This window comes from Massilia haematophila, from assembly GCF_042647645.1.
GTDB lineage: Bacteria > Pseudomonadota > Gammaproteobacteria > Burkholderiales > Burkholderiaceae_D > Telluria > Telluria haematophila.
Map to the genome: position 1 here is coordinate 333,018 of NZ_JBHRVV010000001.1, position 20,466 is coordinate 353,483.

Below are 20,466 nucleotides of genomic sequence, written 5' to 3' on the forward strand. Positions count from 1 at the left end.
ACCCCCGTGCTGCGATGATGAAAGGTGATGCGTGACATTGGCCAGTGACCAGAAAGAAGGCGAGAAGAGTCTGTCCGAGACGTCGCGGCGCATGCTGGCGCTGCGCGATACGGTCTTCGCGGAGTGGGAGCGCAGCGTGCGCGGCGCCGTCGAGCAGGCAGCCGAGCTGCGTCATCCGGTCTTGATCGACACCTTGCCCGTGTTTTACGACAACATCGCCGAAAGCCTCAGCAAGGGCCACATGCGTACCCACGGTGCCGACCATACGACGGTCGCCGCCGAGCACGGCGGCGAGCGCGCCCGCGTCACCAGCTACGACCATGTCGCACTGATCGACGAATACCAGCTGCTGCGCCGCGCCATCCTCGAGGTCCTGCCGCGCGAAGGCGTGGCGCTCGGCGCCGCCGACGTGGTGATCATCGACGCCTCGATCGACGCCGCCATCAAGCAGGCGGTGCACGCCTTCACCCTGGTGCACAACGGCCTGCGCGAACGCCTGGCCGCGGCCCTGACGCACGACCTGCGCGGCCCGCTGCAGGCCGCCGCCACGGCGCTCGACCTGATCGTGCGCATGGAAGACGTGTCGCGCATCCACGACGTGGCCGCGCGCGCCTCGAAAAGCGTGCACCGGATGGGCGGCATGATCGGCGAACTGCTCGATTCGATGGCCTTCCACGGCGGCCAGCGCGTGCCGCTCGACCTGGCCCGTTTCGACGTCCGCGAACTGGCGGCCGAGGTGCAGCGCGACGTCGCCGCCCACGGGCCGGACGTGGAACTGGCCGGGACCAGCGTGCTGGGCTGGTGGGACCGCAAGGCGCTGCGCCGGGCGCTCGAGAACATGCTGTCGAACGCGCGCAAGTACGGCGCGCCCGGCACGCCGATCCGGATCAAGGTCGACGAGGTCCACCAGCGCCTGCTGCTGACCGTGCACAACGAAGGCGAGCCGATCCCGCTCGGCGAGCAGGAAGACATCTTCCAGATGTACCGCCGCGCCGAAGCAGCCGCCAGGGGCGAGAAGCAGGGCTGGGGCATCGGCCTGCCCTACGTGCGCACGGTGGCGGAAAGTCACGGCGGCAGCGTCGGCGTCGACAGTTCGCGCGAGCGCGGCACCACCTTCGTGATCGACATCCCGGTCGATTGCCGGCCTTTCCGCAGCGCGCCGACGCTGGCATGAAAAAACCGGGGACGCGCCCCGGTTCGATCGACACCGATGCCGTTTACGCCTGGTCGGCCCCGCAGCACTTCTTGTACTTCTTGCCGCTGCCGCAAGGGCAGTCGTCGTTGCGGCCGACCTTCGGCGCCTCGTTGCGCACGGTCTCGACGGCGCTCTTGCGCAGCGGCAGCCAGTAGCGGTGGATGGCCGGCAGGTTGGCCTCGATCTCGAGCGCCAGCTGGTGCGCCTTGACCGGGTCTTCGACCAGCGGCAGTTCTTCTTCCTCGATCTCGTCGGCGCCCAGCAGGTAGAGCGGGCGCATCAGGTCGGCGACCTCGGACTCCCAGATCGGGTCCCAGGAACCCGGGCGCAGTTCCATGCCTTCCCAGAAGCCCCAGCACCAGGCTTCGGCGTCGATCAGGGTCTGGCCCTGGTGCTCGTGCTCGCAGTACAGCGGCTCGAATTCCTTGGGCGCGACCTCGAAGGTGACCAGGACTTCGTTCATGAAGCGCATGATCAGGTTGACGACGCGTTCCTCTTCCTTGCCGTTCTTCCATTTTGGCGCCTGCTTGCCGTCCTCGCCCCAGACGCGCGGCAGCCACTCGGCCGGCATGATGGTTTCCGGCCCGATGGCGATCGCCGTCAGGTAGCCGTGCAGGGTGTCCATCGTCATCGCGTCTTCCGGGCTGCGCTCGGAGAGGAGGAACTGGTCGAGTTCGTTGAATTCTTTTTCGGTGAGGGGCTGGTCGAGTTGCATGGGATGCTCTTGTTGCGGTGAAGTCGCCAGTGTAACGCGTGCGGCGGCGAGCGCACGAAAAAAAGCGCGCCGCCTTACAATGGCGCCATGGATCATCTGTCATCTTCGGCGCCGCCTTCGGGCGCGCACCCATTCTCCGGACTCAATCCGGACCACGTGCTCGACGCCCTGCAAAGCGTCGGTATCTACGGCGACGGCCGCCTGCTGGCCCTGAACAGCTACGAGAACCGGGTCTACCAGGTCGGCTGCGAGGACGGCCCGCCGGTGGTGGCCAAGTTCTACCGTCCGGGGCGCTGGAGCAACGAAGCCATCCTCGAGGAACACGCCTTCGTGGCCGAGCTGGCCGAGCGCGAGGTGCCGGTGGTGCCGGCCATGACGATCGAGGGCCGGACCCTGCACGCGTTCGGCGGTTTCCGTTTCGCGGTCTTCCCGCGCCGCGGCGGGCGCGCGCCCGAACTGGGCGACGCCGCCACGCTGGAGTGGATCGGGCGCTTCATCGGCCGCATCCATGCGGTGGGCGCGCTCGCGCCTTACCAGGTGCGCCCGGCGCTGGATCAGCAGACGTTTGGACGCGCCCCGGTCGACTACCTGCTCCAGCACGACTTCCTGCCCCGCGAGCTGCGCGCGACCTGGGCCAGCGTGGCCGAGCAGGCCCTGGCCGGCGTGGCGCGCTGTTACGAGCGCGCCGGCGAACTGCCGCTCTTGCGCCTGCACGGCGATTGCCACGTCGGCAACGTCCTGTGGACCGACGACGGCCCGCACTTCGTCGACTTCGACGACAGCCGCATGGGCCCGGCGGTGCAGGACCTGTGGATGCTGCTCTCGGGCGAGCGTCATGAACAGATCCGCCAGATGAGCGACGTGCTGGCCGGCTACGAGGATTTCTGCGAATTCGACCCCCGCCAGCTGTACCTGGTCGAAGCCCTGCGCACCCTGCGCCTGATCCATTACTCGGCCTGGCTGGCGATGCGCTGGGACGATCCGGCCTTCCCGGCGGCCTTCCCTTGGTTTAATACCCAGCGCTACTGGCAGGACCGGATCCTGGAGCTGCGCGAGCAGGTGGCCTTGATGGATGAGCCGCCGCTGTGGCCGGCGTGAGGCAGGCCTGGCGACGCATCGAACCCGCGTTTGCGCCCACCAGCATGCGCGCAAATGCTTGAAGGCTGGCGCGACCGCTGTACCTGTCGTTGAAAAGCCAGGTTCGGCGAACCCGGGAATTGCGCCGTTTTTGCCACGCAGCTCGGCGTGACACGTTCCGGCGGTATCGCGGATAATGGCCAGGCGCGGCAATCCGCCCGGAACCCGAGAACCAGCATGGAACGAGACCCAGCCTCCCACGACGATACCGACTTCACGATCGACCTGCCGCCGGCAGCGGCCGAGCACGTGCCGCCCGCGGTCGCGCCGGATCGCGGCCAGCTCGAGCAGGCCGCGATCAAGGAAGCGATCGCGCGGGTCGAGGCCGAAGCAAAAGCGAACGTCGCCGCCGAGAGCCGCGCCTCCGCCGAGGCCCATGCGCGCGCGCTGGCCGAGGAGCGCGCGGCGATGGATGCCGCCGCCGCGGCCGCCGCGCTCGACCATGCCCAGGCCTCGGAGCAGGAGATCGAGGCCAACCGCAACCGCCTGGAAACCCTGCGCGCCGCGGCCCAGGCCACGGCCGAGCGCCTGGAAGCGATGCGCCAGGAAACCGCCGAGTTGCGCGCCCGCGTCCAGCACGACACCGAAAGCCGCCTCGCCACCGAGGCGCGTGCCCGTGCCGCCGACCAGGCGCGGCGCCGCGCCGCCGAACAGATCGAAGCCGAAGCGGCGATGGCGCTGGAAGCGGCGCGCGCCGCCGAGGAATTGCTGGCCCAGACCGAACAAGCGCGCCGCCAGGCCGCCGAGCGCGTCGCCGCCGTGCACGCGGCGCGCGAGGAGGTGCTGCACAGCGCCAGCGCCGACGCGCGCGTGGCGGTGCTGGCGCGCGAGCGCGAGCGGGCCGAGAAGGCCGCGCGCCAGACCGCCGAGAAGCTGGCCGAGGCCGAAGCCGAGGCGCTCGAACTGGCCCTGCAGCGCGAGCGCGCCGACCAGATCGCGCTGGCCTCGGCTTTCTCGCGCGCCGCCGCCGAGGCGCGCGCGCTGGAAGAAGCACGGGCCCTGGCCCACGTCGAACACGAACGCGAATCCATCGCCCAGGCCCAGGCCGACTCGCAGCGGGTCGCGGCCGATACCCTGCGCACGCGCCTGCAGCTGGAAAAGGAATTGCGCGACGCCGCCGTGCACCGCGAACGCCTGGAACAGATGGCCGCCGCCACCGCCGAGGCGCGGCGCGAGGCCGAGGCGCGCATCGTCGCCGCGACCGAGGCGCGCATCGAGGCCGACCGCAAGCTGCGCGAAACCGCGCTGGAGCGTGCCCGCGCCGAGGAGGAAGCCGGGCAGCAGGTCGAGGCCCGCCTGCAGGCCGAGGCGCAGGCCGCCCGCGATGCGCAGGAGCGCGCGCAGGCCGAGCGCGCGGCGTTCGACGCCGCCGAACGCCAGGCCGGGGAAGACCGGCGCGCCCGCGCGCTGGCCGAGGAACGGGCTGCCCAGGCCCAGGCCCTGCTCGATGCGCGCGCCGCCGAGAACGCGGCCGAAGAGGCGGCTGCGGCCATGGCGGCCGAGCAGGCGGCGCTGCAGCGCGAAGCGGCCGGCATGGCGGCGCGCCGGCAGGAAGAGGCCGAGCGCCTGGCGGTGGCCGAGCGCGAGCGCGTCCAGGCGGAGGAAGCGGCGCTGGCGGCTTTGCAGGAAAAGCTGGACGCCGAGCGCGAACTGGCCGCGACCGCCCAGGCCCGCATCGACGCCGAGCAGGCGCAGGCCGCACTGCTGCGCGACCAGCTCGACTTCGAGAACCGCGCATTGGCGGCGCAGCGCGCCACCCTGGAAGCCCAGCGCGCCGCGGCGAACCTGGCTTTTGAACAGGCAGCAAACGAAGAAGCCGCAGCCGCTGCGGCACAGGCGCAAGCCCTTGCCGCCGCTGAGCTATCCCGCACCCAGGCCGAGCGCGCGACGGCGGAACAGGCGAAGCTGGCGGCGCTTGATGCCGCGGCCCAGGCCGAACGCGAGGCGGCCGAGACGGCGCGCGAGTCGCTGGCGCTGCTGGAGCAGAAGCTGGCCGCCCAGCGCCAGCAGGCCGAGGCCGAGGCGCGCGCCAATGCGGCAGCGGCGGCGCGCCTGGCCTCCGAGCAGGCCGCGGCGGACAGCGCACGCCAGCGCGCCGAAGCCGAGGAAGAGGCGGCGCGGCTTGCCGCCGAACGCGAAGCGCTGGAAGCCGCGGCGGCGCAGTCGGCGCTGGAAAAGCGCGAGGCCCAGCGCGCGCTGCTCGAGCACGCCCAGGCCCACGCCGAGATGCAGCGCCGCACCGCCGCGACCACCCAGCAGATGGCCGACGCACGCCGCGAACTGCTGGAACTGGAAACGAAGCGCCTCGAAGAGCAGGCCGCCGAGCTGTCGGCGACCGAGGATGCGATCAACGACCGCAAGGCCGAGGCCCGCCAGCGCGCCGCGTCCGAGAACATCACCCGCGAAGTGCTGGGACGGCTGAAGAAGCAGCCGTCGGCGCAGCAGGCCGCGGCGCGGCTGGCGGAGGTGATCATGGCGCAGCGGCGCAGCAACGGGGAATAAGCGAAGGGTTCGCTTTTGTAGGGTGGGTACTCGTACCCACGCGGTTCCACCGGATGCACGTCGAAACGCGTGCAAACGAAAAAGGCGATGATTCATCGCATCGCTGCGAGATCATCGGCCTCGTTATTTCAACCGTCGTACCGCGTGGGCACAAGTGCCAACCCTACGATCAACGGCGCTGATACGCGCCGCGTCTCAATCTGAATTCAGTGATATGTGGAGCGTATCACTGCGCCGTGGCCGGCGCGTCGCTCGGCGCCACCGGATTCTCCAGCCCGGTATTCACCGAGGTCACGAAATACTCGGTCTCGCCGAAGCAGGAGGTCGGCACGCCGCGGTGCTGTTCGTAGCTGATCTCGACGCGCTGGCCCATGGTGGATTGCAGCTTCTGCACCAGGTTCTCTTCGCGCACGGTAAAGGCGAAGCGCTCGGGAATCGCACCCGGCATGCTCGAGAGCAGGATCTCGCCTTCCCAGGTCTTGCACAGCCAGCCCTTCTTCGAGAATTTCTGCAGGTAGCCGGCGCGCGTACCCTCGGAATACGACCAGCTGAGCGTGAACCAGGTATATAGACCGAGCACCACGACCAGGGCGGCGATCACGGTCAGCAGGATGGGAAGGACGCGGCGGGGCAGGGCAGTCGGCATGGTGTGCTTGATAGTCGATGTTAAAGGGACGAAGGCGCGCGATAGCCGCGCGGCGCCCATTCTGCCATGACCGCGCGGATTGTCAAAACGGCAGGCTTAAGCCTTGCTTAGGCCACGCCGATGCTGTCGCGCTCCTCTTCCAACTGCATGCGCTTGCGGTAGCGCACCGAGGACCACAGCGACACCAGGATGAAGGCCAGCCCCGACAGGCCGGTGAACCACTCCGGAATGTGGAAGTGCACGCTGGCGAACATGATCAGGGCCAGGATGCCGATCGCATAGTGCGCGCCATGCTCGAGGAAGACGAACTCCTGCAGCGTGCCCTTGTAGACCAGGAACACCGTCATCGAGCGCACGAACATCGCGCCGATCGCCAGGCCCAGCATGATGATGACGACGTCGTTGGTAATCGCAAACGCGCCGATCACGCCGTCGAAGCTGAACGAAGCGTCCAGCACTTCCAGGTAGAGGAAGCCGCCGATGCTGCCCTGCGAGATCATCTTGCCGACCGTCGGGTCGGCTTCTTCTTCCTCGAGCAGGCCGCTGATCCAGTTGACGCCGATGTAGACCAGCACCCCGACCACGCCGGAAATCAGGACGGCCAGCTTGCGTTCCGCCGGCATCAGGCTCATGGCGAAGAACACGGCGAGCAGGGTGAGCAGCACCGCCAGGCCCTCGGTCCCGTACTTGCCGATCTTTTCCTCGATCCAGCCGAGCCAGTGCAGTTCCTTTTCCTCGTCGAACAGGAAGTTCAGGAAGACCAGCATCAGGAAGGCGCCGCCGAAGGCCGAGACCTCGGCGTGGTGCTCGGTCAGGTGGCGCGAGTATTCCTTTGGCGTCTCGATCGCCATGTTCCAGACATCGACCAGCCCCAGGCCGGTGGCGACCGAGACGATCACCAGCGGGAACAGCAGGCGCATGCCGAACACGGCGACCAGGATGCCGACGGTCAGGAACAGCTTGCGCCAGAATTCGTTCCAGTGCCGCAGCACCGAGGCATTCACCACCGCGTTGTCGAACGACAGCGATACCTCGAGCACGCCCAGCACCGCGGTGATCCACAGCGCCGACAACATGCCCGAGACCCCGCCATGCTCGTAACCCCACCAGCCCGCCAGGGCCATGAGCACGACAGTGACCGCGAACGACAGCCGGAAGTGACGCATGGTGACTCCTTTTTACGGAACCTGGACAATCGCCGCGGCGCTTGTCCAGGTTCCTGGTTATTAGTAATTGGTAATTGGTAATTGGTTATTGGCTGAAATGCCACAGTTTAGAGGCATCTTACCTGTTTCCCAGGGGGAGACGGCGCAGCGCAGGTCGCCCGCGCCCGTGGCTTCTGCCATAATTCCGCCCGGAATTTATTTTTTGGAAAATCATGGACTTCACTTACCTCATCACGCCATTCCTGACCTGGCTCGTCGTCGGTCCGATCAAATTCCTGATCAACAGCGCGCGCCAGCGGCGCTGGGCCTTCAACCTGGTCGGCAACGGCGGCTTCCCGAGCAACCACAGTTCGGTCGTGACCAGCATGGCGACCCTGATCGCGCTGCGCGAGGGGATGGGGCACCCGGCCTTCGGCGTGGCCGTCACCCTGGCCTTCATCGTCATGATCGACGCCAACAGCCTGCGCCAGCACGTCGGCCGCCAGGCCGCCGCCATCAATCGGCTGGCGCTGGACGTCAAGGGCCATCATATCTTGCGCGAACGCATGGGCCACACCCTGGTCGAGATCTGCGGCGGCATCGCCACCGGCATCGGCATGGGCTTCCTGGTCTATCACCTGTTCGTGGTTTAAGGGCAAATTTCCTCACGTCCACAGGATAGCGCGTGGCGGCGACCTGTCCGCCATGTGTCCGCCTGTCCGCGCGATGCGCCGCGTTTCGTCCGCCTGAAATGCAGCTCATCGCGCCAGATCGCAGTTCGTCCATCGAAAACCACAGTGCGCAGGATCGTCAATTGACTGGTGCGTCCGCCTCCCGGATACTGCGCGCTGGCGAAATCCCGCTTTAGAAAAATACATACATATCAGCGTCCATTGGAGAGACTCAACATGCTGCGCAACACTCTACTCGTCCTTGCCATCGCGTCGGCCCTGGCCGCCTGCAGCAAGGAGGCCAAGGATCCGGCCAAGCCGGGTTCGAATGCCACCGCCCAGGCCAAGCAGAACGACGGCAAGCCCAGCCAGTTGCTGGTCGCGCCCGAGGACTTGCTGACGGTGCAGAGCGATGCGCTGGCATCCGGCCCGGTGATCACGGGCTCGATCCAGCCGGAACGCCGCGCCGACCTGCGCGCGGAAGTCTCGGCCGTGGTGCTGCAGGTGTTGAAGGAAAACGGCGAACCGGTCAAGCGCGGCGACCTGCTGGTGAAACTCGACGAGACCGCGATCCGTGATTCGCTGCTGTCGGCCGACGAAGCGGTGCGCGCGGCGAGCCAGGCGCTCGACCAGGCCAACCGCCAGCTCGAGCGCCTGAAGACCCTGCGCGCCTCGGGCATGACCTCGGCCGCGGCCTTCGACGAGGCCGAAGTGCGCCGCAACAGCGCCCAGAGCGAACTGTCGGCCGCGAAGAGCCGCGCCGCGCTCGCGCGCCAGCAGCTGGCGCGCACGTCGGTGCGTGCCCCGTTCGACGGCATCGTCAGCGACCGCAAGGTGTCCGCCGGCGACACCGCGACCGTCGGCAAGGAACTGGTGAAGGTCATCGACCCCAACAGCATGCGCTTCGAAGGACGCGTCTCGACCGACAAGATCAGCACCGTGAAGGTCGGCCAGCCGGTCAAGTTCCACATCAACGGCTACGGCAACCAGCAGTTCGCCGGCACCGTCAAGCGCATCGACCCTTCCGCCAACGGCATCACGCGCCAGGTCGAGGTGCTGGTGGGCCTGACCGGTGAACAACCTCGGGTTGCGGGGCTGTACGCGGAAGGACGGATCGACGCCGAGACCTCGGACGCGCTGATGCTGCCGGAAAGCGCCATCGTGCGCAGCGGCGACGACACCTATACCTGGCGCGTCAAGGATGCCAAGCTGTCGAAAGTGAACCTGCAGGTCGGCATGCGCGACCAGCGCACCGGCAACTTCGAGATCAAGACCGGTCTTGCCGCCGGCGACACCGTGCTGCGCAGCCCGAGCTCGAACCTGAAGGATGGACAAAAGGTCGAGATGGCGGCTGCGAAGATTGCCACCGCCGGTGTCGCGGCGAATGCCGCCACGCCCCTGGTGGCGCAGCCCAAAGGGAAATAAGCCATGTTCCTCTCCAATTTCAGCGTCAGGAAGCCGGTCGCCACGCTCGTGCTGATCCTGGCCATGATGTGCATTGGTTTACTGGCCCTGTCCAAGCTGCGCGTCAACCAGATGCCCGACGTCGACGTCCCGGTGATCGTGGTCAGCATCCCGTATCCGGGCGCCTCGCCCGAAACAGCCGAGCGCGAGATCGTCGACCGCCTGGAAAAGCAGATGCAGAGCGTGCAGGGCGTGACCGAAGTCACGGCCTACGCCAACGAAGGCAGCGCCACCCTGGTGCTCGAATTCGACTTCAAGCGCAACCTGATCGAAGCCTCGGACGACGTGCGCAACGCCATCTCGGCGGTACGCTACAAGCTGCCGCTCGAGATGCGCGAGCCCATCCTGCGCCGCGTCGATCCCTCGGCCCAGCCGATCATGCAACTGGCCCTGTCGTCCAGCAGCCAGAGCCATGCCACGATCTCGCGCCTGGCCGAGGACGTGCTGGCCGACCGTTTCCGCGCCATCGACGGCGTCTCCACCGTCAACGTCAACGGCGCGCTGTGGCGCGAACTGTCGGTGCTGTTGCGCGCTGACAAGCTGCGCGAGTACAACGTTTCGGTGACCGAAGTCACGAATGCGCTGCGCAACCAGAACACGAATGCGCCGGTGGGCAAGGTGCGCGGCGTGCTCGACGAGAAGGGCATCCGCCTGATCGGCCGCATCGAGCGTCCGGAAGACTTCTCGCAGATCGTCGTCAAGCGCAGCGGCGAGACCATCGTGCGCCTGAACCAGGTGGCCGAGATCGCGGACGGCTTCGCCGACATCGACAGCGCCTCGATCCACAGCGGCAGTCCGAACGTCGGCATCTCGATCGTGCGCACCCGCGACGCCTCGACCGTGGCGATCGCCAAGCACGTACACGAGCTGGTCGCCCAGATCAACCAGGAACTGCCGAAGGGCACCAGCCTGAGCGTCACCCGCGACGGCGGCGAGGAAGCCCAGAGCAGCCTGAACAACGTGATCGAGTCGCTGGTCTTCGGCGCCGTGCTGACCGTGTTCGTGGTCTATGCCTTCCTGAATTCCTGGCGCTCGACCCTGATCACCGCGCTGTCGCTGCCGACCTCGGTGCTGGCCGCCTTCATCGCGGTCTGGCTGTGCGGCTTCACCCTGAATTTCATGACCCTGCTCGGGTTGTCGCTGGCGATCGGCGTGCTGATCGACGACGCCATCGTGGTGCGCGAAAACATCGTGCGCCACATGGAAGCGGGCAAGGACCGCCGCACCGCGGCCCTGGTCGGCACCGCCGAGATCGGCATGGCGGTGGCCGCCACCACGTTCTCGATCATGGCCGTGTTCATCCCGGTCGCCTTCATGCCGGGCGTGGCCGGCGAATGGTTCCGTCCCTTCGCCCTGACCGTGACCTGCTCGGTGCTGGTGTCGCTGTTCATTTCCTTCACGCTCGACCCGATGCTGTCGGCCTACTGGGGCGACCCGCCGGGCCACCACCTGGAGCCGAAGAAGGGCCTGTCGAAAGTGCTGGTCCGCTTCAATGCCTGGTTCGACCGCCTGGCCGGCCGCTACGGCAACGTGATTGCCTGGGCCCTGCATCACCGCCGCTGGATGGGCGTGATCGCCGTGCTCAGTTTCGTGGCCGCGGTCGCGATGCAGTGGTTCCTGGGCGGCACCAGCTTCCTGCCGAAAGGCGACGGCAACAAGATCATGATCGAGGTCCGTACCCCGGCCTCCTCGAGCCTGCAGTTCGCCCGCGTCAAGATGGAGCAGGCGGCCCAGCTCGCGCACACGCTGCCCGAAACCCGGGCGACCGACATCGTCGCGCGTCCGAGCGGCGGTTCGATCTACGTCGAGATCGGCAAGCGCAACACGCGCAGCCGCAGCGCCGCCGAGATCGGCGCCGAGCTGCGCCAGAAGGTGGGCCGCCTGGTCGGTGCCGAATACACGGTGATCGACGACCTCTCGGGCGGCGGCAAGCCGGTGCAGATCGAGTTCACCGGCAACGACTCGCGCAAGCTGATGGAATTGACCTCGGCCTACATGGAGAAGCTGCGCCAGGTGCCGGGCGCGGTCGACGTGACCTTGTCGCAGCAGGATCCGAAGGACGAGCTGCAGATCGAGCTCGACCGCGGCCTGGCCAATTCGATGGGCGTGTCGGTCGGCGACGCCGCCACCGCGCTGCGCGTGGCCTTCGCCGGCATCGAGGTCGGCGACTGGGTCGACCCGACCGGCGAGACGCGCGACGTTGCCGTGCGCCTGCATCCCGAGGACCGCGTCAACATCGAGAACATCGAGCGCCTGCCGATCGCGATCGCCGGCACCAACACCATGGTGCCGCTGGAGCAGATCGCCCGCATCAGCATGGGCAAGGGGCCGTCGGAAATCGTGCACAAGAACGGCAAGCGCGTGATCACGGTCTCGGCCAACGCCCAGGGCCGTTCGAACGGCGAAGTGACGGCCGACGCCATGAAACTGGCGAAGAGCTTCGACTTCCCGCCGGGTTATGGCCTGGCGCTGGGCGGCGCCGGCAAGGACCAGGCTGAGCTGTTCCGCGAAATGACGATCGCCCTGTTCGGCGGCATCGGCCTGATGTACCTGATCCTGGTGATGCAGTTCGGTTCCTTCACCGCGCCGATCGGCGTGATGATGTCGCTGCCGCTATCCCTGTTCGGCGTGGTGGTGGCGCTGCTGATCACCGGCGGCACCCTGAACCTGATGAGCTTTATCGGCATCATCATGCTGATGGGCCTGGTCGCGAAGAACGCGATCCTGCTGCTGGAAGCGGCGCGCACCCTCGAGCATGAAGGCTACGGCCGCGAGGAAGCGCTGATGAAGGCCGGCCGCGTGCGCCTGCGCCCGATCCTGATGACGACCTTCGCGCTGATCGCCGGCATGCTGCCGGTGGCGCTGGCCCTCGGCCCGGACGGCAAGTTCTACCAGCCGCTGGCGGTGGCGATCATCGGCGGCACCATCACCTCGACGCTGCTGACCCTGCTCGTGGTGCCGACCTTCTACGACAGCATCGAGATCTCCCGCGAGCGCATGGCGGCCAAATTCGGTCGCCGCGCCGAACGCTGGACCGTGCTGCCGGCCTTCCTGGTCACCTTCGTGGAAGCGATCCTGACCCTGGTGCTGGTGCGCTTCGTGTTCCGCATCATCATGCGCATCGCCTTCTACCTGACGGGCCGCGGCCGCGGTCCGGGTGCGGGCGCCGGCAAGACCGTGCCGCTGACAAAGGTGCCGCCTGCCAAGGTCACCGAAGGCGTCTGAGCCTGGGCCGGCCCGTCGAGACCGAAACACAAAGAGCCCGCGCAATGCGGGCTCTTTGTGTTTTTGCAAGTGCGTTGTCGTAGGGTGGGTTCTCGAACCCACCTCGCACGGCCGCCGCCCTGCGTCTCCGACACACGCCAGCGCGTAGCGGAGCGCCGGACAGCGTGGGTTCGAGAACCCACCCTACATCCTAGGGCCGATCAGCGCGTCCGCTCGGCGTCGCCTTCGCCCTTGCGCGTCGACGCCGGACCGGTGCCCGTGGCGGCGGCATCGGCGGCGCCGGTGGTCTTGGTGCCTTCCTGCGGCGCCGGCGCCATCGGCGCGCCGCCCGGGTTGGCGCCGCCGGTGGTGGACCCGTTCGGGCCGACCGCTTCGCCGCCGCTGAAACCGCTGGCGCCGCCGATGGCGCCAGGCACGTTCTCGCGCGCGCCGCGCTCGTGCTCGCCGACGGTGCGCGGCGTGATGTTGTTGTTGTACTCGACGGCGCCGGTGCCGGCGTTGCCCTGGTTGCCGGTGCCGCCGACCGTGCCCTCGGCGCTGCCCTGGCCGGCGCCTTCGGTGCGGCTGGTGATCTCGGCGCCGTCACCGGCGCCGCCCTGGCCAGCGTCTTCCTTGTTGCAGCCGGCAAGCGCGGCGGCAAGCAGGACGGTACTCAATACGATGGTAGGGAAAGTGCGTGTCGTTTTCATGATGTTTCCTTGTCGTTGACTGGCAGGGGAGGCTGGCCGGGCCAGGCCCGGCCTGTTCTAGTTGTTAATGACCGGTGGTCGTGGTGCCGGTGCCGGTGTCGCGCGTGTTGGCGCCGGTCCCGGTGCCGGTGCCGCTTTCGGTTCCGGTTGCAACGCCGGTGCCGGTGTTACCGCTCGCGGTGGTGCCGCTGCCCGTGCTGCCCTCCATGCCGGCAGTGCCGCTCGAGCTGGTGCTGCCGTTGTCGCCGGCCGCACCCTCGTTGTCGCCCTGCACGCCGACGTTCGAGGTTTCGCCGTTGGTCGGATTCACGCCGGCGTTCTGGCTGGCCGTGACGTTGTCGGTGCCGGCGGCGGTGGTGCCGGCGGCGCCGCTCATGCCGGCGCTGCTGCTGGTGCTGGCGCCCTCGACCGTCGGCGTGGTGCCCGCGGCTTCGGTGGCGGCGTCGTCCTTGCGGCAGCCGCCCAGCAGGGCAGCGACGACGGCAGTGGCGAGGACGATTTTCGGCAATTTGCTTGTGCGGTTCATGGTGTTACTCCTTGTTCAATATGGGGGTGGGGAGTCGCAGCAGTGCCGCGCTTGTTGTCATTTTGGATTGGATTACATGCATGTTCCGTGCGCGGTCCCACGTTCGGGAACAAGTTGCTGCCTGCGGGAAGTCGTCTGCAGGCATGTGCAGGAGCTGCGGGAGTGCGGCAACTACGATGCGGTAGATGTGGCGCGCTGGAGAAAATACCAGGCCATTGGCGCCGGCAATGGACGCGAGGATGCGTCGCTCGGTGTGGAGGAAAGCGCGTAGCGCTAGGTGTTGAGGAAACGGCGCCGCAGAAGCACAGCGTACGCTGTGACACAACACGCCAGCAAGAATGGCGGCGGCGTGGTGCCAGGAAACGGCAGAGCCCGCGAAGACGGGCCCTGCTGATCGGTGGAGCGAGGCCGGGTTAGCGGCCGGTGGTGCTGCCCGACGTGCCGGTGCCGGTGCCCGACGAATCGGTGCTGCCGGTCGTGCCGCTGGAACCGGTGGTGCCGGTGGTGCCCGAGGTGCCGCTGGTGCCGGTGCCGGTGGTGCCGGTGGCGCCAGTGCCAGTGGTGTCGCCGGTGGTGCCGGTGGCGCCCGTGCCAGTGCCGGTTGCGCCGGTGCCGGTGGTATCGCCGGTGGTGCCGGTGGCGCCCGTGCCGGTGCCGGTGGTGTCGCCGGTGGTGCCCGTGGTGCCGGTGCCGGTCGCGCCGGTGCCGGTATCACCCGTGGTGCCGGTGGTGCCGCTGGTGCCCGACGTCGAGCTCGGCGAGGTTGCCGAGGTGTCGCCGGCGCCGCCGGTGCCGGCGGTATCGTTCTTCTTGCATGCGCCCAGCATGGTTGCCAGGAGGGCTGCGGTCAGCAGGATTTTTGGTGCTTTGGTCATTGCGCTCATTGTTTATACTCCTCGTTCACGTCTATCTTGTGCCGTCGTCTCCAGGTGAGGCGCTGGAGGGGTAACGGCGCCAGTTCAGTTCCACCATGAAACCTCGCTGGGCCCATTGGCGAAACAGTCAGGGAACCGACGCAACACGCGGCCCCGTTCGGTGCACGAATTCGACTGTAGAAAATTAGACTGGCATTGCTACCGCCAGTTCGTCGCATTGTGCACATCTTGCTTTATTCCGCGATACCGCTAGCGGAGTTTGATGCCGGTCAAACGGATTCCCGTCCTACCGTTTCCCCCGGCGTGAGCCGGATGGTCCTTGCGTCGCCGGCCTGCGTGCCGGCGACAGATTCGAGCAGGGCGGGGATTTCGTTCGGGATCTCCCGCGCCAGGTAACCCAGGATGCCCATGCGCTCGGCCAGGCGTTCGCCGGCGCGCGCATGCAGCGCGACGCCCCAGCAGGCCGCTTGTTCGAGCGTGGCGCCGCGCGCCGCCAGGCCGGTGATGATGCCGGCCAGCGTGTCGCCCGAGCCCGAGACGCCCAGGCCCGCGTTGCCGCCTTCGTGCTGCCACAGCTCGCCGTTGGGCGAGGCGATGACGGTGCGCGCGCCCTTGAGGGCGACCACCGCGTTCCATTCGGCGGCCGAGGCCAGCGCCCGAGCGTCCGGTCCGGACACGATCTCGGGCTTGGCGATGCCGGTCAGGTGCGCCATCTCGCCGCAGTGCGGCGTGACGATGACGGGCTGCTCGAAGCGGTAGCACTTGTCCGGATCCCAGCCCGGCGGCGCGTGCAGCAGCGTGCCCATGGCGCAGGCGTCGAGCACGACCGCGGTGTCGCTGCCCTGCAGGCGTTCGAGCAGTCCGTGCACCAGCGCGGCGGCGGCGGCCTCGTCCTGCATGCCGGGGCCGATCAGCACCGCGCTGACGCGGTCGGCCAGCGGATCGAGGCGGGCAATTGCTTCGCGCTGGAAGCCGCCGGCCTCGGTCTCGGCCAGGCCGATCACGCGCGCCTCGGGCATCGCCAGCGCCACCAGCTGGGCCACGCTGGCCCCGGTGGCGATCGTCAGCTTGCCGGCGCCGGCGCGCAGCGCGGCGGTGGCGGCCAGGATGACGGCGCCCGGCATCTCGCGCGAGCCGCCCAGCACCAGCACGTGGCCGCGCGCTTCCTTGTCGCTGTCTTCGCCCGGCATCGGCAGTGGCCAGGCGCGCAGCATGTCGGTCGTGACGTCGTGCATGGCGGGTGCGTTGTGAATGGCGTTCATGGTTGGGGGCGGTGGCGGCTTCAGGCCTTGGGCGCCGACGGCACGTCCTTGCCCACCGTGACCGGCGTGCCGCTCGCTTCGAGGGGCGCGACGAAGTTGACGAGGCGTACCACCAGCTTGCCGCGCTTGCCGGCGTGCGGGTCGAAGGCGTAGGAGGTGACCGAGCAGTTCGGCACGTCGCCGGCGCGGTCGAAGGCGAGGATGCTGGCCTCGTCGAGGCGCTCGATCAGGTAGCGGAAGCAGTTGACGATCACCTGGTGGGCGACGATGAGGACCCGTTCGCCGCAGTATTCGCGGGTGATGGTGTCGAGCACGCTGCGCAGGCGCAGGATGACGTCGCACCAGCTCTCGCCGCCGGGCGGGCGGAAATAGAACTTGCCGACGTGCTGGCGCTGGGCGTAGAGCTCGGGATACTTGTGGGCGATGCCGTGCGTGGTAAGGCGGTCGAGGATGCCGAACTCCTTTTCGCGCAGGCGCTCGTCGGCGACCACGGCCAGCAAGGATTCGCGCTCGAGGCGGCGCAGCAGGATGTTCGCGGTTTCCGCGGCGCGCACGTAGGGCGAATGCAGCACCACGCTCGGGCGCTCGTTCGGGGCCAGGGCGGCGAACCAGGAGCCGAGGGCCTGGGACTGGCGGATGCCGAGCTCGGACAGGGGCACGTCGACGTCGCGCTCGGCGATGTCGATCAGGTGGCCGGCCGCGGCTTCGGCCGCGTCACGCGCGACGTTGCCTGCGCTTTGCCCGTGCCTGACCAGCCAGATTTCCTGTGGCCACTTCTGTTCCATGAGCTGTCCGCTAAGATTATTGACATGCCGTCATCTTAGACGGATTCGTCAGCGGGTCAGCGCACGATACTTTTTGCTAACAAATGTGCGTGCAGGCGGCGCGCAAACGCGCCCGGCAAACCGCTCAGGCGGCCTGTTCTTCGCCGTCCAGGTTGGTTTCCTCGTCGCTATTGAAGACCGCCATGTTGCTGGCGCCGAGGGCGCGTGAGGTGAGGGTGCCGGCCGTGATGGAACCGCTCACGTTCAGCGCGGTGCGGCCCATGTCGATCAGCGGTTCGATCGAGATCAGGAGGCCCGCCAGCGCCACCGGCAGGTCGAGCGCGGACAGCACGATCAGGGCCGCGAAGGTGGCGCCGCCGCCGACCCCGGCCACGCCGATCGAGCCGAACACGACGATCGCCACCAGCGGCAGCAGGAAGGCCATGCTCCACGGGTCGATGCCGACCGTGGGCGCGATCATCACCGCCAGCATCGCCGGGTAGATGCCGGCGCAGCCGTTCTGGCCGATGGTGGCGCCGAACGAGGCTGAGAAGTTGGCGATGCCTTCGGGCGTGCCGAGCCGGCGCGTCTGGGTCGCCACGTTCATCGGGATCGAACCGGCGCTGGTCCTGGAAGTAAAGGCAAACACCAGCACCGGCATGATCTTCTTGACGAAGCGCAGCGGGTTGTAGCCGGCCAGGGCGACCAGCAGCAGGTGCACGCCGAACATCAGGAACAGGGCGCTATAGGAGGCCAGCACGAAGTTCAGCAGGTTCAGGATGTCCTGCAGGCTGGAGCCGGCCACCACCTTCGTCATCAGGGCGAACACGCCGAACGGGGTCAGGCGCAGCACCAGCGTCACCATGCGCATCACGATGGTGTGGGCGACGTGCACGAAGTGGCTGAACGAGGCGAACTCGGCCGGCTTCTTGGCGGCGATGCCGGTGGCGGCGATGCCGACGAACACCGAGAACAGCACCACCGCGATGGTCGAGGTCTTGCGCGCGCCGGTCATGTCGAGGAAGGGATTGGCCGGGATGAACGACAGGATCATCGAGGGCAGGGAAATTTCCTTCGCCGTCGAGAGCGAGCCCTGCAGGTATTCGCCGCGCGCCACTTCCGCCGCCGAGGCGGTCAGGCCGACCGCCGTCAGGCCGAACAGCTTGGCCATGGCGATGCCGATCAGGGCCGCCACCGCCGTGGTGGCGATCAGGATGCCGATGGTGAGCGCGCTGATCTTGCCGAGCGAAGCGGCGTCGCGCAGTTTGAGGATGGCGCCGACAATCGAGACCATGATCAGCGGGATCACGATCATCTGCAGCAGCTTCACGTAGCCGCTGCCGACCACATCCAGCCAGGCATTGGTGCCGCTTACTTCGGGCGAGGCGGCGCCGTAGATCGCCTGCAGGGCCGCGCCGAGCAGCACGCCCAGGCCGAGGCCGGTGAACACGCGGCGCGTGAAGGACTGGTGGCTGGCCTGCATGCGGTAGAGCAGGGCGCAGACCGCCAGGGCGACGGCCAGGTTCAGGAGGATGGGAAGGGTCATGCTTGCCTCTTGTTGTCGATCAGCCGGATGAGTGGCTGCAATCCGAATTGTGTAGAAATTGCGTCGCAGCATTCTATAGGCAAACTGGTCTTGCCGCAGTGGCGCGGGCCGGAGCGAGTCATGACGAAGTGGTAATGCCTGTTGTGCCAGGACGACGAGAAACCCATGAAACCAGTAGGGTATTGGTCAGAAAGTTTCCGTACGGATTCACTTCTTTCTATAATCGGGGGAGCCTTGGCGGGTCCTGCCCGCCGCCGACCAACCTGTTTCGCCCCGCGCGGGCCCCACCATGTTCAAGAACCTCACCATCAAGACGCGCCTGATTGCCGTGCTCGCCTTTCTCGTCTTCGAGCTGATCGTTGGTTTCGCCATCGGCATCCTCAACCTGAACAAGGCCAACGGCGCGCTCGAGGAGATGTACAGCGATCGCCTGCTGGCCCTGGCCGACCTCGACGACGTCGGCCGCCTGCTGACGCTGACCCAGCTCGACCTGGTCAGGGCCACCCAGCCGGACGCCCAGAACGTCGGCGCGACGATGGACCGCGTGGAAGCCAACGTCAAGCGCGTTTCGGCGCGCTGGGCCAAATACATGGAGACCGAGATGCCGGCGCAGGAAAGGGCGCTTGCCGAGCGCTTCGGCGCCGAACGCAAGGTCTTCCTGGAGCAGGGCATGGAGCCGGCGATCGCCGCGCTCCGCGCGCAGGACACCGCGCGCGCCGTCCAGATCGTCAACGGCGACATGTGGCGCCTGTTCGAGCCGATGAACCGCACCATCAACGAGCTGGTCGAGATGCAGCAGAAGACCGCCAGGGCCGACTACGAGGAATCCCAGCGGACCTACCACCTGGTGCTGGCGGTGTGCGTCGCCGGCCTGGCGTTCGGCGTGGTGGTGGCCACCGTGCTCGGCTGGCTGCTGGTGCGCGCCATCGTCCTGCCGCTGCAGGCGGCGGTGAAGATCGCCGGCGGCGTGGCCCAGGGCGACCTGACGCAGAAAATCGACGTCCGTTCGAACGACGAGACCGGCCGCCTCATGGCCGCGCTGCGCGACATGAACGATTCGCTGGTCGAGATCGTGACCCGCGTGCGCGCCGGCACCGACAATATCGCCACCGCCTCGAACGAGATCGCCGACGGCAACCTCGACCTGTCCTCGCGCACCGAGCAGCAGGCCGGCGCGCTCGAGGAGACCGCCTCGTCGATGGAAGAACTGACCTCGACCGTCAAGCAGAACGCCGACAACGCGCGCCAGGCCAACGTGCTGGCCGGCTCGGCCTCGGAAGTGGCGGGCAAGGGCGGTGTGGTGGTGTCCCAGGTGGTCGAGACCATGGGCGCGATCAACGCCTCGGCCAGCAGGATCGTCGAGATCATTTCGGTGATCGACGGTATCGCCTTCCAGACCAACATCCTGGCCCTGAACGCGGCCGTCGAGGCGGCGCGCGCCGGCGAGCAGGGCCGCGGCTTCGCGGTCGTGGCCGGCGAAGTGCGCAGCCTGGCCCAGCGCAGCGCCGCCGCGGCCAAGGAAATCAAGATCCTGATCGACGACTCGGTCGACAAGGTGCACCACGGCACGGCCCTGGTCGACCAGGCCGGCGCGACCATGACCGAGATCGTGCAGAGCGTCAGCCGCGTGACCGACATCATGGCCGAGATCACCGCCGCCAGCCAGGAGCAGACCGCCGGCATCGAGCAGGTCAACGCGGCGATCAACCAGATGGACCAGACCACCCAGCAGAACGCGGCCCTGGTCGAAGAGGCCTCGGCGGCGGCGCAATCGCTGCAGCAGGAAGCGGCGACGCTCGCGCGCACCGTCGGCGCCTTCCGCATCGCCGAGGCGCCGCAGCGCGCGAGCGTCCCGGCGCCGAAGGTGACGGCTGTGGCGCAACTGGCCAAGCCGGCGGCGTGCCCGGTGCCGGCGAAGGCGGCTGCCAAGCCCGCGGCGGCCCCGGCCAAGACGGCGGCGACCGCCGGCGACGGCTGGGAAGAGTTCTGATGCGGATGCGTTCGGCATAGCGGGAAGGGCGGCGCGAGCCGCCCTTTTTATTTGCGCGGCCCGCCTGCTGCGCGCATATGTCGCGCGTGCGCAATGACACGTAGGGTGGGCGGA

General features: G+C 67.9%; 16 protein-coding genes. 7 read left to right on the forward strand and 9 right to left on the reverse strand.

All coding sequences use genetic code 11. The annotated features are described in order from the left end of the window. The first annotated feature begins 31 nt into the window (after positions 1-31). Positions 32-1,174 (forward strand): sensor histidine kinase, encoded by a 1,143-nt coding sequence (locus tag ACFOPH_RS01445; RefSeq protein WP_312551475.1) that lies wholly within the window; start codon positions 32-34, stop codon positions 1,172-1,174. 43 nt (positions 1,175-1,217) lie between these two features. Here ACFOPH_RS01445 and ACFOPH_RS01450 read toward each other — a convergent pair whose 3' ends face one another. Beyond that, positions 1,218-1,910 (reverse strand): UPF0149 family protein, encoded by a 693-nt coding sequence (locus tag ACFOPH_RS01450; RefSeq protein ID WP_379733001.1) that lies wholly within the window; start codon positions 1,908-1,910, stop codon positions 1,218-1,220. Between the two features lie 87 nt (positions 1,911-1,997). Here ACFOPH_RS01450 and ACFOPH_RS01455 point away from each other — a divergent pair, with 87 nt between their 5' ends. Beyond that, positions 1,998-3,008 carry a serine/threonine protein kinase gene (locus ACFOPH_RS01455; RefSeq protein ID WP_312551472.1) on the forward strand — a complete coding sequence of 337 codons (1,011 nt, stop codon included), beginning with the start codon at positions 1,998-2,000 and terminating at the stop codon, positions 3,006-3,008. 216 nt (positions 3,009-3,224) lie between these two features. Beyond that, positions 3,225-5,549: a hypothetical protein gene (locus tag ACFOPH_RS01460; protein ID WP_379733003.1), complete on the forward strand. Its 2,325-nt coding sequence runs from the start codon at positions 3,225-3,227 to the stop codon at positions 5,547-5,549. 226 nt (positions 5,550-5,775) lie between these two features. Here the strand turns inward: ACFOPH_RS01460 and ACFOPH_RS01465 are convergent, their stop codons facing one another. Together ACFOPH_RS01465 and ACFOPH_RS01470 are read right to left on the reverse strand one after the other, a co-directional pair. Then, complete coding sequence (locus ACFOPH_RS01465) at positions 5,776-6,195, reverse strand: hypothetical protein (protein ID WP_379733005.1); 420 nt, start codon at positions 6,193-6,195, stop codon at positions 5,776-5,778. Positions 6,196-6,302: 107 nt separating this feature from the next. After that, positions 6,303-7,361 carry a DUF475 domain-containing protein gene (locus tag ACFOPH_RS01470; protein ID WP_312552643.1) on the reverse strand — a complete coding sequence of 353 codons (1,059 nt, stop codon included), beginning with the start codon at positions 7,359-7,361 and terminating at the stop codon, positions 6,303-6,305. Positions 7,362-7,573: 212 nt separating this feature from the next. Between ACFOPH_RS01470 and ACFOPH_RS01475 the strand changes: the two genes are divergently transcribed. The 3 genes from ACFOPH_RS01475 to ACFOPH_RS01485 all read left to right on the forward strand — a co-directional run bounded on the left by ACFOPH_RS01475 (position 7,574) and on the right by ACFOPH_RS01485 (position 12,700). Then, complete coding sequence (locus ACFOPH_RS01475) at positions 7,574-7,993, forward strand: divergent PAP2 family protein (RefSeq protein ID WP_312552645.1); 420 nt, start codon at positions 7,574-7,576, stop codon at positions 7,991-7,993. 255 nt (positions 7,994-8,248) lie between these two features. Next, positions 8,249-9,436: an efflux RND transporter periplasmic adaptor subunit gene (locus ACFOPH_RS01480; RefSeq protein WP_379733008.1), complete on the forward strand. Its 1,188-nt coding sequence runs from the start codon at positions 8,249-8,251 to the stop codon at positions 9,434-9,436. 3 nt (positions 9,437-9,439) lie between these two features. Further along, complete coding sequence (locus ACFOPH_RS01485; protein ID WP_379733010.1) at positions 9,440-12,700, forward strand: efflux RND transporter permease subunit; 3,261 nt, start codon at positions 9,440-9,442, stop codon at positions 12,698-12,700. 200 nt (positions 12,701-12,900) lie between these two features. Here ACFOPH_RS01485 and ACFOPH_RS01490 read toward each other — a convergent pair whose 3' ends face one another. From ACFOPH_RS01490 to ACFOPH_RS01515, 6 genes are all read right to left on the reverse strand, one after another. Then, complete coding sequence (locus ACFOPH_RS01490) at positions 12,901-13,389, reverse strand: hypothetical protein (RefSeq protein WP_379733012.1); 489 nt, start codon at positions 13,387-13,389, stop codon at positions 12,901-12,903. A gap of 64 nt (positions 13,390-13,453) precedes the next feature. Continuing rightward, positions 13,454-13,915, reverse strand: a complete 462-nt coding sequence (locus tag ACFOPH_RS01495; RefSeq protein WP_379733014.1) for a hypothetical protein — start codon at positions 13,913-13,915, stop codon at positions 13,454-13,456. 413 nt (positions 13,916-14,328) lie between these two features. Next, the gene (locus ACFOPH_RS01500; RefSeq protein ID WP_379733016.1) at positions 14,329-14,790 is read right to left on the reverse strand and encodes a hypothetical protein; all 462 of its coding nucleotides are present in this window, start codon (positions 14,788-14,790) and stop codon (positions 14,329-14,331) included. A gap of 269 nt (positions 14,791-15,059) precedes the next feature. Further along, on the reverse strand, positions 15,060-16,052 hold the full coding sequence (locus ACFOPH_RS01505) for an NAD(P)H-hydrate dehydratase (protein WP_379733018.1): 993 nt from the start codon (positions 16,050-16,052) through the stop codon (positions 15,060-15,062). A gap of 20 nt (positions 16,053-16,072) precedes the next feature. Beyond that, entirely contained in the window at positions 16,073-16,837 is a 765-nt protein-coding gene (locus ACFOPH_RS01510; protein ID WP_379733020.1) for a histidine phosphatase family protein, read from the reverse strand. A gap of 124 nt (positions 16,838-16,961) precedes the next feature. Next, positions 16,962-18,362, reverse strand: coding sequence for an L-cystine transporter (locus ACFOPH_RS01515; RefSeq protein WP_312552956.1), 1,401 nt, complete (start codon positions 18,360-18,362; stop codon positions 16,962-16,964). A 289-nt stretch (positions 18,363-18,651) separates the two neighbouring features. On the opposite strand from ACFOPH_RS01515, the gene ACFOPH_RS01520 reads away from it, so the two are divergent. Further along, positions 18,652-20,352 carry a methyl-accepting chemotaxis protein gene (locus ACFOPH_RS01520; RefSeq protein WP_379733022.1) on the forward strand — a complete coding sequence of 567 codons (1,701 nt, stop codon included), beginning with the start codon at positions 18,652-18,654 and terminating at the stop codon, positions 20,350-20,352. The last annotated feature ends 114 nt before the right edge of the window (positions 20,353-20,466 follow it).

Excerpts from the sequence above, each read along its gene's own strand:
- ACFOPH_RS01450 (WP_379733001.1), bottom strand. The coding sequence starts at position 1,910 with ATGCAACTCGACCAGCCCCTCACCGAAAAAGAATTCAACGAACTCGAC.
- ACFOPH_RS01455 (WP_312551472.1), top strand. The coding sequence starts at position 1,998 with ATGGATCATCTGTCATCTTCGGCGCCGCCTTCGGGCGCGCACCCATTC.
- ACFOPH_RS01460 (WP_379733003.1), top strand. The coding sequence starts at position 3,225 with ATGGAACGAGACCCAGCCTCCCACGACGATACCGACTTCACGATCGAC.
- ACFOPH_RS01465 (WP_379733005.1), bottom strand. The coding sequence starts at position 6,195 with ATGCCGACTGCCCTGCCCCGCCGCGTCCTTCCCATCCTGCTGACCGTG.
- ACFOPH_RS01470 (WP_312552643.1), bottom strand. The coding sequence starts at position 7,361 with ATGCGTCACTTCCGGCTGTCGTTCGCGGTCACTGTCGTGCTCATGGCC.
- ACFOPH_RS01475 (WP_312552645.1), top strand. The coding sequence starts at position 7,574 with ATGGACTTCACTTACCTCATCACGCCATTCCTGACCTGGCTCGTCGTC.
- ACFOPH_RS01480 (WP_379733008.1), top strand. The coding sequence starts at position 8,249 with ATGCTGCGCAACACTCTACTCGTCCTTGCCATCGCGTCGGCCCTGGCC.
- ACFOPH_RS01485 (WP_379733010.1), top strand. The coding sequence starts at position 9,440 with ATGTTCCTCTCCAATTTCAGCGTCAGGAAGCCGGTCGCCACGCTCGTG.
- ACFOPH_RS01490 (WP_379733012.1), bottom strand. The coding sequence starts at position 13,389 with ATGAAAACGACACGCACTTTCCCTACCATCGTATTGAGTACCGTCCTG.
- ACFOPH_RS01495 (WP_379733014.1), bottom strand. The coding sequence starts at position 13,915 with ATGAACCGCACAAGCAAATTGCCGAAAATCGTCCTCGCCACTGCCGTC.
- ACFOPH_RS01500 (WP_379733016.1), bottom strand. The coding sequence starts at position 14,790 with ATGACCAAAGCACCAAAAATCCTGCTGACCGCAGCCCTCCTGGCAACC.
- ACFOPH_RS01505 (WP_379733018.1), bottom strand. The coding sequence starts at position 16,052 with ATGAACGCCATTCACAACGCACCCGCCATGCACGACGTCACGACCGAC.
- ACFOPH_RS01510 (WP_379733020.1), bottom strand. The coding sequence starts at position 16,837 with ATGGAACAGAAGTGGCCACAGGAAATCTGGCTGGTCAGGCACGGGCAA.
- ACFOPH_RS01515 (WP_312552956.1), bottom strand. The coding sequence starts at position 18,362 with ATGACCCTTCCCATCCTCCTGAACCTGGCCGTCGCCCTGGCGGTCTGC.
- ACFOPH_RS01520 (WP_379733022.1), top strand. The coding sequence starts at position 18,652 with ATGTTCAAGAACCTCACCATCAAGACGCGCCTGATTGCCGTGCTCGCC.